The organism is Salinicola lusitanus (genome assembly GCF_003206045.1).
Lineage (GTDB): Bacteria > Pseudomonadota > Gammaproteobacteria > Pseudomonadales > Halomonadaceae > Salinicola > Salinicola lusitanus.
On record NZ_PZJM01000002.1, the window covers coordinates 1 to 14,428 of the forward strand.

Annotated in this window: 9 protein-coding genes and 1 pseudogene; 8 read left to right on the forward strand and 2 right to left on the reverse strand. The window is 64.1% G+C overall.

Features of this window, described 5'->3' with window-relative positions; all coding sequences use genetic code 11:
* Positions 1 to 1,494: lysine--tRNA ligase (gene lysS / locus DOM45_RS01870; RefSeq protein WP_110598173.1), on the reverse strand; the 1,494-nt coding region annotated here is incomplete at its 3' end.
* Between the two features lie 99 nt (positions 1,495 to 1,593).
* Positions 1,594 to 2,653: pseudogene (gene prfB / locus DOM45_RS01875) on the reverse strand (peptide chain release factor 2); the annotation flags it as partial.
* 209 nt (positions 2,654 to 2,862) lie between these two features.
* Between prfB and DOM45_RS01880 the strand changes: the two are divergent.
* From DOM45_RS01880 to DOM45_RS01915, 8 genes are all read left to right on the forward strand, one after another.
* Complete coding sequence (locus DOM45_RS01880) at positions 2,863 to 4,443, forward strand: peptide ABC transporter substrate-binding protein (protein ID WP_240612258.1); 1,581 nt, start codon at positions 2,863 to 2,865, stop codon at positions 4,441 to 4,443.
* 253 nt (positions 4,444 to 4,696) lie between these two features.
* Entirely contained in the window at positions 4,697 to 6,295 is a 1,599-nt protein-coding gene (locus tag DOM45_RS01885) for a peptide ABC transporter substrate-binding protein (protein WP_110597836.1), read from the forward strand.
* A 53-nt stretch (positions 6,296 to 6,348) separates the two neighbouring features.
* Entirely contained in the window at positions 6,349 to 7,332 is a 984-nt protein-coding gene (locus DOM45_RS01890; protein ID WP_110597837.1) for a C40 family peptidase, read from the forward strand.
* A gap of 90 nt (positions 7,333 to 7,422) precedes the next feature.
* Positions 7,423 to 9,048: a peptide ABC transporter substrate-binding protein gene (locus DOM45_RS01895; protein WP_240612259.1), complete on the forward strand. Its 1,626-nt coding sequence runs from the start codon at positions 7,423 to 7,425 to the stop codon at positions 9,046 to 9,048.
* A gap of 80 nt (positions 9,049 to 9,128) precedes the next feature.
* Positions 9,129 to 10,739, forward strand: coding sequence for a peptide ABC transporter substrate-binding protein (locus tag DOM45_RS01900; protein ID WP_157958327.1), 1,611 nt, complete (start codon positions 9,129 to 9,131; stop codon positions 10,737 to 10,739).
* A gap of 71 nt (positions 10,740 to 10,810) precedes the next feature.
* Positions 10,811 to 11,737 (forward strand): oligopeptide ABC transporter permease OppB, encoded by a 927-nt coding sequence (oppB, locus tag DOM45_RS01905; RefSeq protein ID WP_110597840.1) that lies wholly within the window; start codon positions 10,811 to 10,813, stop codon positions 11,735 to 11,737.
* 76 nt (positions 11,738 to 11,813) lie between these two features.
* Positions 11,814 to 12,773 (forward strand): ABC transporter permease, encoded by a 960-nt coding sequence (locus DOM45_RS01910; protein WP_110597841.1) that lies wholly within the window; start codon positions 11,814 to 11,816, stop codon positions 12,771 to 12,773.
* 10 nt (positions 12,774 to 12,783) lie between these two features.
* On the forward strand, positions 12,784 to 14,388 hold the full coding sequence (locus DOM45_RS01915; protein ID WP_110597842.1) for an ABC transporter ATP-binding protein: 1,605 nt from the start codon (positions 12,784 to 12,786) through the stop codon (positions 14,386 to 14,388).
* The last annotated feature ends 40 nt before the right edge of the window (positions 14,389 to 14,428 follow it).

Below are 14,428 nucleotides of genomic sequence, written 5' to 3' on the forward strand. Positions count from 1 at the left end.
GCGGATCGAGGGGCTGTCGGTCAGCAGCATCACCAGCCGGTCGATGCCGATACCCTCGCCGGCGGTGGGCGGCATGCCGTACTCCAGCGCACGCACGTAGTCGGCGTCGTAATACATCGCCTCGAGGTCGCCGGCGTCCTTCTCGGCGGCCTGGGCGGCGAAGCGCTCGGCCTGATCCTCGGCGTCGTTCAGCTCGGAGAAGCCGTTGGCGATCTCGCGCCCGCCGACGAAGAACTCGAACCGGTCGGTGACATGGGGATTGGTATCGTTGCGTCGCGCCAGCGGGCTGACCTCGGCCGGATACTCGGTGATGAAGGTGGGCTGATCGAGCTTGGCTTCGGCAACCTCCTCGAAGATCTCGGTCTGCAGCTTGCCAAGACCCCAGCTCGGTTTGGTCGCGATACCCAGACGCTCGCAGGTCGCCCTGGCGGCCTCGAGGGTATCGATATCCGCTTCGCCCAGCCCGTCCCCATGCTCCAGAATCGACTGACGCAGGGTCAGGCGGCGGAACGGCTGTCCCAGGTCGTAGTCGGTGCCCTGGTAAGTAACGGTGGTCGTGCCCAGCACCTGCTCGGCCGCGTCGCGGATCATCGCCTCGGTCAAGTCGAGCAGATCACGATAGTCGGCATAGGCCCAGTAGAACTCGAGCATCGTGAATTCGGGGTTGTGCCGCGTCGACAGGCCTTCGTTGCGGAAGTTGCGATTGATCTCGAACACCCGCTCGAAGCCGCCGACGACCAGCCGCTTGAGATAGAGCTCCGGTGCGATGCGCAGATACATGTCGATATCCAGCGCATTGTGGTGCGTGGTGAACGGTCGCGCCGTGGCGCCGCCAGGGATCGGCTGCAGCATCGGCGTCTCGACCTCCATGAAGCCCCGCTCCACCATGAACCGACGGATCGCGGCGATGACGCCGGAGCGCACCTCGAATACCCGACGCGACTGCGGGTTCATGATCAGGTCGACGTAGCGCTGGCGATAGCGCGCTTCCAGATCGGTCAGGCCGTGAAACTTGTCCGGCAGCGGACGCAGACTCTTGGTCAGCAGCTTCGCCTCGATCAGCATCACGTAGAGATCGCCCTTGCCGGACTTGTGCACCGGGCCGCGGCCGGCAACGATATCGCCGATATCCCAGCTCTGGATGTCTTCCAGCAACTCGGCGGGGAGCCCCTTCTTGTCGACGTAGAACTGGATCTGGCCGGAAGCGTCCTGGATCACCACGAACGGCCCCCGCTTGCGCATGATGCGGCCGGCAACGGCAGCCTGGCGGTCGAGCGCCTCGAGCTCGGGCTTCTCCTTGTCGCCCAGCTCCGCCTGCAGGTCCGCCGCCAGACTGTCGCGTCGGAAATCGTTGGGGAAAGCGCTGCCGCCCTGCTCCGCCGCACGTTCGCGGCGGGCCGCCAGCTTGCCACGGCGCTCCGCGATCAGCCGATTTTCTTCCTGGGCTTCATGCTGTGCATCGGAAGGAGATTGCGGGTTGTCCTGGTTCGCCATGTCGTCGCCTGTCGAAAATTGAAATAAAGCCGCGAGCCGCGAGCCGCGAGCCGCGAATGCAAGTCTCAGCCAAAACAATACGCTCGTGGCTCGTGNNTCCAGATCGCCGTCGAGCACCTTGTCGCAGTTGCTGCTCTGCACGCCGGTGCGCAGGTCCTTGATCCGTTGGTCATCCAGGACGTAGGAGCGAATCTGGCTGCCCCAGCCGATGTCGGCCTTGCTCTCCTCGGCCTGCTGCTTGGCGGCGTTGCGCTTCTGCATCTCGTGCTCCCACAGCTTCGCCTTCAACTGCTTCATGGCAAAGTCGCGGTTGGCGTGCTGGCTGCGCTGGCTCTGGCAGGCCACCACGATACCCGTCGGCTCGTGGGTGATTCGCACCGCCGAATCGGTGGTGTTGACGTGCTGGCCGCCGGCGCCGGAGGAGCGATAGGTGTCGGTGCGCAGATCGGCCGGGTTGATCTCGACCTCGAAACTGTCGTCCACCTCCGGAGAGAGGAACACCGACGCGAAAGAGGTGTGCCGCCGGCCGCCGGAGTCGAACGGACTCTTGCGAACCAGCCGATGGACACCGGTCTCGGTCCTGAGCCAGCCGAACGCGTACTCGCCCTGGACGTGGATGGTGGCGGACTTGATGCCCGCGACCTCGCCGGCGGAGACCTCGGTCAACTCGGCCTTGAAGCCGTGGTGCTCGGCCCAGCGCAGGTACATGCGCAGCAGCATGTTGGCCCAGTCCTGCGCCTCGGTGCCGCCGGAGCCGGCCTGGATGTCGAGATAGGCGTTGTTCTCGTCCATCTCGCCGGAGAACATGCGCCGGAACTCCAGCTTGTCGAGCTGTCCCTCGAGATACGACAGTTCCTTGCGAACCTCATCGATCGTGGCGTCGTCTTCTTCCATCACCGCCAGCTCGAGCAGCTCGCGGTTGTCGGTCAGACCGCTATCGAGGGTGTCGATGGTCTCGACCACGGCTTCCAGCGACGCCCGCTCCTTGCCCAGCTTCTGGGCGTAGTCGGGATCGTTCCAGACGTCCGGGTTTTCCAGCTCTCGGGAGACTTCTTCTAGCCGGTCTTTCTTCTCGGCATAGTCAAAGATACCCCCTCAGGACGTCTGTCCGTTCGGACAGGTCCTTGATGAGGTTATTGATCGGATTGATCTCTTGCATGGGGCTCCTGCCAACGTCGCCACCGACGCGCCGAACCTTCCCGGAACACGGGGGTGGTCGACTCGTCGAAAAAAGGACGCCTATTGTAGCCAAACCCCGGCATAGCGTCATCCCGCCGTCGACCGTCTCACGCTGTGCGAATCGAGACGATGCGCTAAGGTGGAAAGAATAAAAACCTGATCATCCATTACCGTTCGAGGGATCCCACTTTGATATCACCGACTCGCCTGGCAGCCGCCATCGGTTTCGCAGCCACCCTGAGCGCCCTGCCCATCCAGGCAGCCACACTGCACATGGGCATCTCCGGCGATCCCGCATCGCTGAGCCCGGCCAAGATCACCGGTGGCGTGTGGGAAGAGGATGTGCTGCGGGACATCTTCGAGGGCCCGATCGCCATCGATGCCGACGGCCGGATCATCCCCGGCGCCGCCGAACGCTGGGAGATCTCCGACGATGGCAAGACCTACATCTTTCATCTGCGCGACGGCCTCGAATGGTCCGACGGCGAGCCGCTGACCGCCGACGATTTCGTCTACGCCTACCGCCACCAGGTCGATCCCAAGACCGCTTCCAACTACGCCCACCGCCTCTATCCGGTGGTCAATGCCCAGGCGATCAACGCCGGCAGCAAGCCGCTCGATTCGCTGGGGGTCGAATCCCTGGACGACGGCAAGACGCTCAAGATCACCCTCAACGCCCCCACCGTCTATTTCCTCAAGACACTGGTGCTGCCGTTCGCCTACCCGATCCCCAAGCATGTGGTGGATGAGTTCGGCAACGACTGGAGCGACCCCTCCCACATCGCGGTCAACGGCGCCTTCAAGCCGGTGAAGTGGGTCTCCAACACCGAGCTGGAGACGGTCAAGAACGATCACTTCCATGATGCCGACAACGTCAGCCTGGACGGCGTCGACTACTACCCGCTGGAGGACAAGAACGCCGGCATCCAGCGCTTTCGTGCCGGCGAGCTGGATATCCTGCGTGACTATCCGGCGGCGCAGTATCCGCGCCTCTCCGAAAACCTGCCCGATGCCACCCACCTGTTCCCGTCGCTGGGCACCTACTACTACGTATTCAACCTGCGCGACGGCTCGCCGGTGGCGGACAAGCGCGTCCGCGAGGCGCTGAGCCTGGCGATTCGCCGCGACGTCATCGCCAAGCAACTGCTGAAAGGCGGCGTCGAGCCAGCCACCTCGCTGGTACCGCCGGGAACCAGCGACTACGAGGCCCAGTCCCAGCCCGGGCTCGATGACGACATGGACAGCCGCCTGGCCAAGGCCAAATCGCTGATGGAAGAGGCCGGCTACGGCCCGGACAAGCCGCTCGAGCTGACCCTGCGGTTCAACAGTGGCGACGAACACCGTCAGATCGCCGTCGCCGTCGCCGCGATGTGGAAGCCGCTGGGGGTCGACGTCGAACTCAGAAACACCGAAGCCAACGTCCACTACGCCGATCTGATGGAAGGCGATTTCCAGGTTGCCCGCGCCGCCTGGATCTCCAGCTACGACGACGCCCAGAACTTCCTCCAGCTGCTGTCGGCGGAGACCAACAACTACGGTGCTTACCAGAACGACGACTACAACCAACTGGTCAGCCAGTCGGACGCCGAGCAGGACCCGGGCAAGCGGGCGCAGCTGATGCAGCAGGCCGAGGCACTGGCGCTGGCCGACTATCCTCTGACGCCGATCTATACCTACAGCTCGCGCAATCTGGTCAATCCCGAAATCGAGGGATGGAACGACAACGCGCTGGACATGCACGCCTCGCGCTGGATCGAGCTGCCGGAGTGACTAGACCAACGTCTAGCTGTGACCGAAATCACAACGGAGGCGGCGTCACTGCCGCCCTCGCGCACCTATATGCATGAGATGAAACGGACTATCGAGCATTTGAATTAGACGGATCATGAGGTTCGCGCGAAGGTGTCGCATCGATCCCCGGGATGGCCATTGGCCGATTCACTGATGGCACGCTCGCGGCGATCGCCCTACAGCGAGCCTTTCACAACGGATCTTCACAACAACAAGTCGGAGCTTTTCAAAGATGTCGAAGCTGCAACTCCCCCGCACCCTGTTTCCCCTGAGTGCCCTGGCGCTGGCCACCTCGCTGATGGCATCGCCGGCGCTGGCCGAGACCCTCAGTATCGGTGTCCAGGGCGAGCTCGCCTCTTTCGATACCTCCCAGGTCTCCGGCGGCGTGTGGGAATCCCAGGTGCTGATGGACGTCTATGAGGGCCTTATCAAGCAGTCTCCCGATGGTGAATTGCTGCCGGGCATGGCCACCGAGTGGGAAGTCTCCGACGACGGCAAGACCTACACCTTCCACATGCGGGAAGATGCGAAGTGGTCCGACGGCGAGCCGGTCACCGCCGAGGACTTCGTGTTCGGCTGGCAGCACCTGCTGGCGCCGGAGAACGCTTCCAAGTACGCCTACATGCTCTATCCGATCGTCAATGCGAAGGCGATCAACACCGGCGACAAGGCCGCCGACACGCTGGGGGCGGAATCTCTCGACGACGGCAAGACGCTCAAGGTCACCCTCAACCATCCCACGCCCTACTTTCCACAGTTGCTGACCCACTACACTGCCTACCCGGTGCCCAAGCACCTGGTCGACGAGTACGGCAAGAACTGGGTCAAGCTGGACCATATCGCCACCAACGGCGCATTCAAGCCGGTGGACTGGATCTCGCAGTCGAAGATCAGCGTCGAGAAGAGCTCGACCTACTACGATGCCGACGATGTCTCCCTGGATGGCGTCAACTACTTCACCGTCGAAGACCGCAACGCTGGCATCTCGCGCTTTCGCGCCGGCGAGCTTGACGTGCTGCGCGATTACCCCTCCAGCCGTTACCAGTGGCTGACCGAGAACCTCCCCGACGCCACCCACATGAGCCCGATGCTGGGTTCCTACTACTACGTGCTCAACCAGCGCGACGGGCACCCGACGAACGACAAGCGGGTACGCGAGGCGCTCAATCTGGCGATTCGTCGCAACGTGCTCTCCGAGCAGATCATGGCCGGCAGCTTCAAGGCCTCCACCGCCATGGTCCCGCCCGGTACCAGCCACTACGAAGCCCAGCATATGGATCTGGGCAGCGACGATATGAACGCGCGCATGGCCAAGGCCAAGGAGCTGCTGCAGGAAGCGGGCTATGGCCCCGACCATCCGTTGAATCTGCGCCTGCGCTACAACACCAGCGACGAGCACAAGAAGATCGCCATCGCCGTGGCCGCGATGTGGAAGCCGCTGGGCGTCAACGTCCAGATGATCAACTCCGAAGCCACCGTTCACTACCAGACCATTCAGCAGGGTGATTTCGACGTCGCCCGGGCCGGCTGGATCGCCGACTACAACGACGCCGAGAACTTCCTCACTCTGCTGCACACCGGGGTCGGCAACAACTACGGCGCCTACTCCAACCCGGAGTATGACAAGCTGATGGATCAGGCTGCCCAGACCCAGGATCTGGATGCCCGCGAGAAGCTGCTCGAGAAGGCGGAGAACGTGGCGCTGGACGACTACGCGTTCATCCCCATGCTGACCTACGTCACCCGCAACCTGGTGAATCCGAAGATCGAGGGCTGGGAGGACAACGTCGAGGACGATCATCCGTCCCGCTGGGTTCACTTCACCGAGTAACGGCTTGAGCTGTCTTGCGGGGGCGCCGGCATGAGTCATCCAGGAGCATCGACATGACTTGTGTCGCCGTCGCCGTGGCGGGATTGTGGACCTCCCCCGAAGCGCCCCGGGCCATCGACGTCCCGGCGCTGGGCAACCCGGCACAGCTCGAACGCTGGCTCTCCCGACTGGACGACGAGACCCGTCTGGCGCTGTGCAAGGAGAAGCGGCTCGCCACTCAGGTACTGCTGGACACGCCGGTCGAGATACTCGAGCGCTATCGTGATGGCCACGACAACGACTGGTGTCGCGTGGTGATCCCGAGCCAGCGGTCCTCGTTGGACGAGCGCGGCTACCCCGGCTGGATACCGGCGGCGCAGCTCGTCGAGGCTGAGGGCTGTCCGGCCGATGCCGAGTCGGTGGTGGTGATGGCTCCCATCGCCTGGCTGCAGGGTCTATCCCAGGGACGCTCGCTGAAACTGAGTTTTCTGACTCGGCTGAAACTGGCCGACCCGGTGACGGAAGTCGCTGACCGGAGAGCGTCTCGCGTCTGGGTGGAGACATCGCTGGGACGCGGCTGGCTGCCGCGCGACAGTGTCCAGTTGCCGGGCGAGAGCCTGCCGTCGACTGCCGCGACGCTGGAAACGCTGGGGCGGCGCTTCGACGGTCTGCGCTATCTCTGGGCCGGCAACTCGAGCTTCGGCTACGACTGCTCGGGGCTCGTTCACAGCCTGTTCGCCGCCATCGGCATTCGTCTGCCTCGGGACGCCCACGACCAGGTCGAGACAGGGCTTCCGGTGGCGCCGGACGAGCGCCAGGCGGGCGATCTGCTGTTCTTCGAGAAGCCCAACGACACGGGCCGGCTGGTAGTCGATCACGTGGCGCTCTATCTCGGCGATGACCGCATGCTGCACGCGCCGACCAACAATGCCCGAATCGAATGTCGCCGACTTTCGGGCAGTCGCTACGAAACGCAGCTCTGCGCCGTGCGTCGCTATCTCGACCCGGGCGATCCGGGAACGGCGATTCCAGCGGGAACTATTCCAGCAGGAACCTGAAGACTTAAGATCGAGACGGGGTCGCCAGAACCGGCGAATACGCCAGCAGCCCCGGCCATAACAAATGCTCAACAACGGATGGACTCGATCATGCGTAAACAGCCCCACCAAAGCGCGCGCCGACGATTCGTTCGGCTCGGCCTCCCCTTGCTGATGGCCGCGGGCCTGATCGCGTCGGGGGGCGTCGCCACCGCCCAGGCCGCGACGCTGAGTATCGGCATCCAGGGTGAGCCGGCGTCACTGGATACCGCCCGGATCGGGGGTACCACCTGGGAGAACGACGTCCTCGGCGATCTGTTCGAGGGCCTGGTCACCCTGGACCCCGCCGGCGAGTACATTCCCGGCGCCGCCAGCGGCTGGGACGTCAGCGACGACGGTACCGTCTACACCTTCGAGCTGCGCGACGACGCCAACTGGTCGGACGGTGAGCCCGTGGTCGCCAGGGACTTCGTACTCGCCTTCCAGCGTCTGTTCGATCCGGCCAACGGCGCCGTCTACGCCAGCCTGTTCTACCCGATTCGCGGCGCCGAAGCGCATACCAAGGGCGAGCAGGACGCCCCCGAACTCGGCGTCGAATCGGTCGACGCCAAGACCTTGAAGATCACCCTGAACCAGCCGACGCCCTACTTCCCGACGCTGCTGGCGCATATCGCCGCGTCGCCGGTGCCTTCGCACCTGATCAAGCGCTTCGGCAACGACTGGACCCAGATGGATCACATCGCGACCAACGGCGCCTTCACCCCGACACGCTGGACCTCCCACGATCACATCGCGGCGCGCAAGAACCCCGAATTCCACGACGCCGACGACGTCGCCCTCGATGGGGTCGACTACTATCCGGTCGAGGATCGCAGCGCCGGTCTGCAACGCTTCCGCGCCGGCGGTCTCGACATCGTTCGCGATTTCTCGCCGGACCGCTACCAGTGGCTGCAGGAGAACCTCCCCGACGCCGTCCACCTCGCACCGCAGCTGGCCAACTACTACTTCGCGCTCAACCAGCGCGACGGCCATCCGACGGCCGACAAGCGCGTGCGCGAAGCGCTCAATCTGGCAATCCGCCGCGACGTGATCGCCGACAAGATCATGGGCGGTGTCGTCGCCCCGGCCAGCGGTTTCGTCCCCGGCGGCGTCAGCCACTACGACGCCCAGACCATGCCCGGCCTGGCTCGGCCGATGGATGAGCGGATTGCCGAGGCCAGGAGCCTGCTCGAAGACTCCGGCTACGGCCCGGGCCATCCGCTGGAATTGACGCTGCGCTACTCCACCACCGAGGCCAACAAGCGCATCGCCGTGGCGCTGGCGGCAATGTGGCAGCCGCTCGGGGTCGAGACGCAACTGATCAATGCCGAGGGCGCGGTCCACTACGCCGAGCTCGCCAACGGCAACTTCGATGTCGGTCGTGGCAGTTGGGTCGCGGATTTCGACGACGCCAGCAACTTCCTCGGCATCCTGCAGAGCGACTCGCCCAAGAACTACGGCGGCTATCGCAGCCCGGCGTTCGACGAACTGATGGCCAAAGCCAGCCGCGAGACCGACGAAGACGCTCGCCAGCAGCTGCTGCAGCAGGCGGAGCGGCAGGCGCTTTCCGACTATGCGGTGGCACCGATCTACGTCGACGTCTCGCGCAACCTGGTCAACCCCAAGCTGGATGGCTGGGAAGACAACGCGCTCAACCGGCACCTGTCGCGCTGGCTTTCGCTGCCGCAGGGGAACTGAGACCCATACCCGAGGGCGTTGGCGAAGAGGCACTCATGACAACAACAAGAGAGACCGCTGGAGCGAGGGCGGAATCAGGCATGACGAAAACAACAGTCAGAAAACTGCTCGTCATCGCGAGCTGCGCGATGTTCACACTGATGCCGCCGATGGCAGTGGCCGATATCGAGGGAGGCAAGCAGGTCCTGCGCCGCGCCAATGGGGCCGAACCCTCGTCGTTGGACCCGCAGCTGATGACCGGGACCTGGGAGTCAGCCATCATCTCGGATCTGTTCGAGGGATTGCTCACGCGAGATGCGGATGGCGGCTCGATCCCGGGCGTCGCCGAGTTCTGGGACATCTCCGACGACGGGCTGCACTACACCTTCCATTTGCGTGGCGATGCAAAATGGTCGGACGGAACGCCGCTGACCGCCGACGACTTCGTCTATGCCTGGCGTCGAATCCTCAGCCCGGAACTCGCCGCCCCCTACGCCTACATGCTCTATCCGATCCTCAACGCCCGTGCCTATAACCAGGGCGAACAACCAGCCGATGCGCTGGGCGTCGAGGCCAGCGATGACCGTACGCTGAGCGTCACGCTGGCCCGCCCCACGGGCTATTTCCTGGAGATGCTGAGCCACGCATCGACCTATCCGGTGCCACGCACCGCCATAGAGCAGTACGGCAGCGACTGGACCAAGCCCGGTCACATGATCTCCAACGGCGCTTTCGAACTGACCGAGTGGGTCTCCCACGACCACATCGCCGCAGTGAAGAACCCCGACTTCCACGATGCCGCCAATGTCGCGCTCGACGAGGTCCAGTTTCTGCCCATTGACGATGGTCGCGCCGCCCTCAATCGCTTTCGTGCCGGCGAGGTCGACATGACCAGCAGTGTGCCGACCGATCGTATCGAGTGGGCACGCGAGAATCTGCCCGACGCGCTGCATGAAACCCCAACGCTGGCGACGTTCTATTTTGCGTTCAACCAGCGCCCGGGCAGCGTGCTCGATGATCCCCGTATTCGCGAGGCGCTCAACCTTGCCGTTCGTCGTGACATCATCACGACGCAAATCACCAAGCTCAATCAGCCCCTCGCCTACAGCCTGGTGCCCACCGCGATCAGCCATTATGACGGTCCCGAGTTCGACTTTGCCCGGGAACCGATGGCTGAGCGGCTCGCCCAAGCGAAAGCGCTCATGCAGGACGCCGGCTACGGCCCCGATCACCCCCTGCATCTGACGATCGACTACATCACCAATCAGGACACCAAGCGTATCCCGGTTGCCATGGCCGCGATGTGGAAGCCGCTCGGGGTCGAGGTCACGCTCACCAACAGCGACGCCGCCGTCTACTACTCGAAATTGCGCCAGGGCGACTTCCAGATCGGCATGGCGCCGTGGAACGCCGACTATAACGACGCCAGCAACTTTCTGGATCTGTTCCGCACCGGCGTGCCCAACAATCACTCCGGCTATAGCAACGCCGCCTACGACGCCATGATGGAGCGCGCCTCGAACGAGTTGGATCCGGACGAGCGCGCGCGGCTCATGGCCGACGCGGAGGGCATTCTGCTGGACGACTACGCCATGTTGCCGCTCTATTTCTACATTCGACCGGCACTGGTCTCGCCCTCGCTCTCCGGCTGGAAGGAGAGCCCGATGGACGATCATCTGAGCCGCTGGATGCACTTCGAAGATCCCGAATGACCCCACTTAATGACGATGCCGACGAGTGAATTACGCATGACCGCAGCCAAGCCGAGAAGAGACCGCAATACATGCTGATCTACACCCTCAAGCGCCTGCTGCAGGCGATTCCCACGCTGCTGATCGTGATCACGATCTCGTTCTTCCTGATGCGTGTGGCGCCCGGCGGCCCATTCGACGGCGAGCGCCAGCTGCCGCCGGAGATCGAAGCCAACCTGATGGCCGCCTACCATCTCGACGAACCGCTGCCGATGCAGTATCTGCGCTACATGGGCAATCTGCTCCAGGGCGATTTCGGGCCGTCGTTCAAGTACAAGGACTTCTCGGTCACCGAGCTGATCATGCAGGGTTTTCCGGTCAGCCTGGAGATCGGCGGGCTGGCGATACTGCTGGCGCTGATGATCGGGCTGCCGCTGGGGATCGCGGCGGCGATCAAGCGCAACTCCACCGTGGACTACCTGGTGATGGGCACGGCGCTGACCGGTATCGCCGTTCCCAACTTCGTGATCGCGCCGATCTTCGCCCTGGTGTTCGGCGTGCTGCTGGGCTGGCTGCCGGCCGGGGGCTGGAACGGTGGCGCCCTGCCCAACCTGGTCCTGCCGGTGGTGGCGCTGTCGATCCAGCAGATCGCCTATATCGCCCGGATGATGCGCGCCAGCATGATCGAGGTGCTGGGCAGCCACTTCATTCGCACCGCACGGGCCAAGGGTCTCAACGAGGGTGAAGTGATCTGGCGCCACGCGCTTCGCCCCGCCCTGCTACCGGTGATGTCCTACCTCGGCCCGGCCATCGCCGGGATCATCACCGGGTCGGTGGTGATCGAGCAGATCTTCGGCATCCCGGGGATCGGCCGCTACTTCGTCCAGGGCGCGCTCAACCGTGATTACACCCTGGTGATGGGCACCGTGGTCTTCTACGGCGTGCTGATCGTGCTGATGAACCTGATCGTCGACCTGCTCTACTCCGCGCTCGATCCCCAAATTCGCTACGACGACTGACTCATGAACAGTGACCGCCTCATGACCAACGACCGAGCCTCAACTCCATTCATTCGTGCCACCGGGGAGGCCGCCAATGACGTCTGATTCCAAGCCCTACAGCGGCGAACGGCGGGATGGCGCCCCGCTGCCCGCCGGCGGCCCCAACCCGCCCCGCGCTCCGGAACCGGAGGCCGCTGCGGCCCCCGTGGGCGAAAGCCTGGCCAAGGATGCCTGGCGGCGCCTCACCCAGAACCGTGCCGCCATGGCCAGTCTGGGCCTGCTGATCGCCATCGTGCTGGTCTGCGTCGCCGGCCCCTGGTTCCTGCCCTGGGGCCTGGCCGAGGTCGACTGGAACGCCTTCGGTACCGGCCCGACGCTGGAAGGTGCCCACTATCTGGGCACCGACGCCAACGGCCGCGACCTGCTCACCCGCGTGCTCTATGGCGGCCGCGTCTCGCTCTCGGTGGCGCTGGTCGCCTCCTTCGTCAGCCTGGTGATCGGGGTGCTCTACGGCGCCATCTCCGGCTATCTGGGCGGCCGCGTCGACAACGTCATGATGCGCTTCGTCGACATCATGTACTCGCTGCCGTTCATGTTCCTGGTGATCCTGTTGATGGTGGTGTTCGGCCGCAACATCTTCCTGATCTACGCTGCCATTGGCGCGGTGGAGTGGCTCGACATGGCCCGTATCGTGCGCGGCCAGACCCTGGCGCTGAAACGCCGCGAGTTCATCGAGGCCGCCCACGCGCTCGGTGTGCGGGATACCAAGATCGTCACCCGCCATCTGATTCCCAACGCCATTGGCCCGGTGATCATCTACGTCACCCTCACCGTGCCCAAGGTGATCCTGCTGGAGAGCTTCCTGTCGTTTCTGGGGCTCGGGGTGCAGGAGCCGCTGACCAGTTGGGGCGTGCTGATCTCCGAGGGGGTGGACATGATGGAAAGTGCCCCCTGGATGCTGCTGGTGCCGTCGTTCTTCCTCGCCGCCACGCTGTTCTGTCTCAATTTCCTGGGCGATGGGTTGCGTGATGCCCTCGACCCGCGCACACGCTGAGGATGACTCGATGACGCAATCACTACTGGAAATCGACAAGCTCAGCGTGACGTTTCAGCTGCCCACCGGCCCCGTGACGGCGGTCAAGGAGGTCAGCTTCGCCATTGCCGAGGGTGAGACGATGGCACTCGTCGGCGAGTCCGGTTCCGGCAAGTCGGTCACCTCCACCGCCGCCATGCGCCTGCTGCCGGAGCTCGCCGAGACCACCGGCGCAATCCGCTTCAACGGTGAGAACCTGCTGGAGGTCACGCCCAAGCGCATGCGCCGCGTGCGCGGCAACGACATCTCGATGATCTTCCAGGAGCCGATGACCTCGCTCAATCCGCTGCACCGGATCGGCAAGCAGATCGGTGAAGTGCTGATCCGGCACAAGCAGCTCAAGGGCCAGGCCAATCGGCAGCGCGTCCTGGAACTCTTGAGTCAGGTCGGCATCCCCGAACCGGAACGCCGGATCGATAGCTACCCCTACGAGCTCTCGGGCGGCCAGCGCCAGCGCGTGATGATCGCCATGGCGCTGGCCTGCGAACCCAGACTGCTGATCGCCGACGAGCCGACCACGGCACTCGACGTCACCGTGCAGGCGCAGATCCTCGATCTGCTCAAGTCGCTGCAGGCCGAATACGGCATGGCAATCCTGTTCATCACCCACGATCTGAGCATCGTTCGCCACTTCGCCGATCACGTCGCGGTGATGCGGTATGGCGAAGTGGTCGAAACCGGTCCCACGCTGGAGGTCTTCGACAATCCTCGGCACGACTATACCCGCATGCTGCTCGACGCGATTCCGCGCGGGCGCAAGGAGCCTGCCCCGGCAGACGCACCGGTGCTGATGAGCGGACGGGACATCAAGGTTCGTTTCGCGCTGAAGAAGCGCCTGTTCGGCAAGAGCGAATACTTCGAGGCGGTACGCGGGATCGATCTCTCCATCCGCCGTGGCGAGACCCTGGGTATCGTCGGCGAATCGGGCTCGGGCAAGTCGACGCTGGGTCGCGCCCTGCTGCGACTGCTGAAGTCCGAAGGCGACATCCGCTTCGAGGAGAGTGACATCTCCGGGCTCGACAAGTCCGGCATGCGACCGCTGCGCTCGCGCCTGCAGGTGGTGTTCCAGGACCCCTTCGGTTCGCTCTCCCCGCGCATGACCGTGGGCGACATCATCAGTGAAGGTCTCAAGGTTCATCATCCCGAGTTGAATCGCCGTCAACGCGAGGCCGAGGTGATCGCCGCGCTGGAAGAGGTCGCCCTCGATCCGGCCATGCGCAACCGCTACCCGCATGAGTTCTCCGGCGGCCAGCGCCAGCGCATCGCCATCGCCCGTGCGCTGATCCTGAAACCCGAGCTGCTGCTGCTCGACGAGCCGACCTCGGCGCTCGACCGCTCGGTCCAGGTCCGGGTCATCGACCTGCTGCGAGACCTGCAGAAGAAGCACGGCCTGACCTACCTGTTCATCAGCCACGACCTCTCAGTGGTTCGCGCACTCTCCGATGACGTGATGGTGATGAAGGAAGGGCGCGTCGTCGAACACGGCTCGGTGGAATCGATCTTCTCGAATCCTCGAGAACCCTATACCCAGGCGCTGCTGAAAGCGGCGTTTCTGGAGAACGAAGTCGCGGCCTGAAGTTACCACCCAGCGCGCGAAGAAAGGCGATCGACAACAA

Bases quoted from the DNA above. Each gene is read 5' to 3' on its own strand.
- DOM45_RS01885 (WP_110597836.1), top strand. From the start codon at position 4,697: ATGTCGAAGCTGCAACTCCCCCGCACCCTGTTTCCCCTGAGTGCCCTG.
- DOM45_RS01890 (WP_110597837.1), top strand. From the start codon at position 6,349: ATGACTTGTGTCGCCGTCGCCGTGGCGGGATTGTGGACCTCCCCCGAA.
- DOM45_RS01895 (WP_240612259.1), top strand. From the start codon at position 7,423: ATGCGTAAACAGCCCCACCAAAGCGCGCGCCGACGATTCGTTCGGCTC.
- DOM45_RS01900 (WP_157958327.1), top strand. From the start codon at position 9,129: ATGACGAAAACAACAGTCAGAAAACTGCTCGTCATCGCGAGCTGCGCG.
- oppB (WP_110597840.1), top strand. From the start codon at position 10,811: ATGCTGATCTACACCCTCAAGCGCCTGCTGCAGGCGATTCCCACGCTG.
- DOM45_RS01910 (WP_110597841.1), top strand. From the start codon at position 11,814: ATGACGTCTGATTCCAAGCCCTACAGCGGCGAACGGCGGGATGGCGCC.
- DOM45_RS01915 (WP_110597842.1), top strand. From the start codon at position 12,784: ATGACGCAATCACTACTGGAAATCGACAAGCTCAGCGTGACGTTTCAG.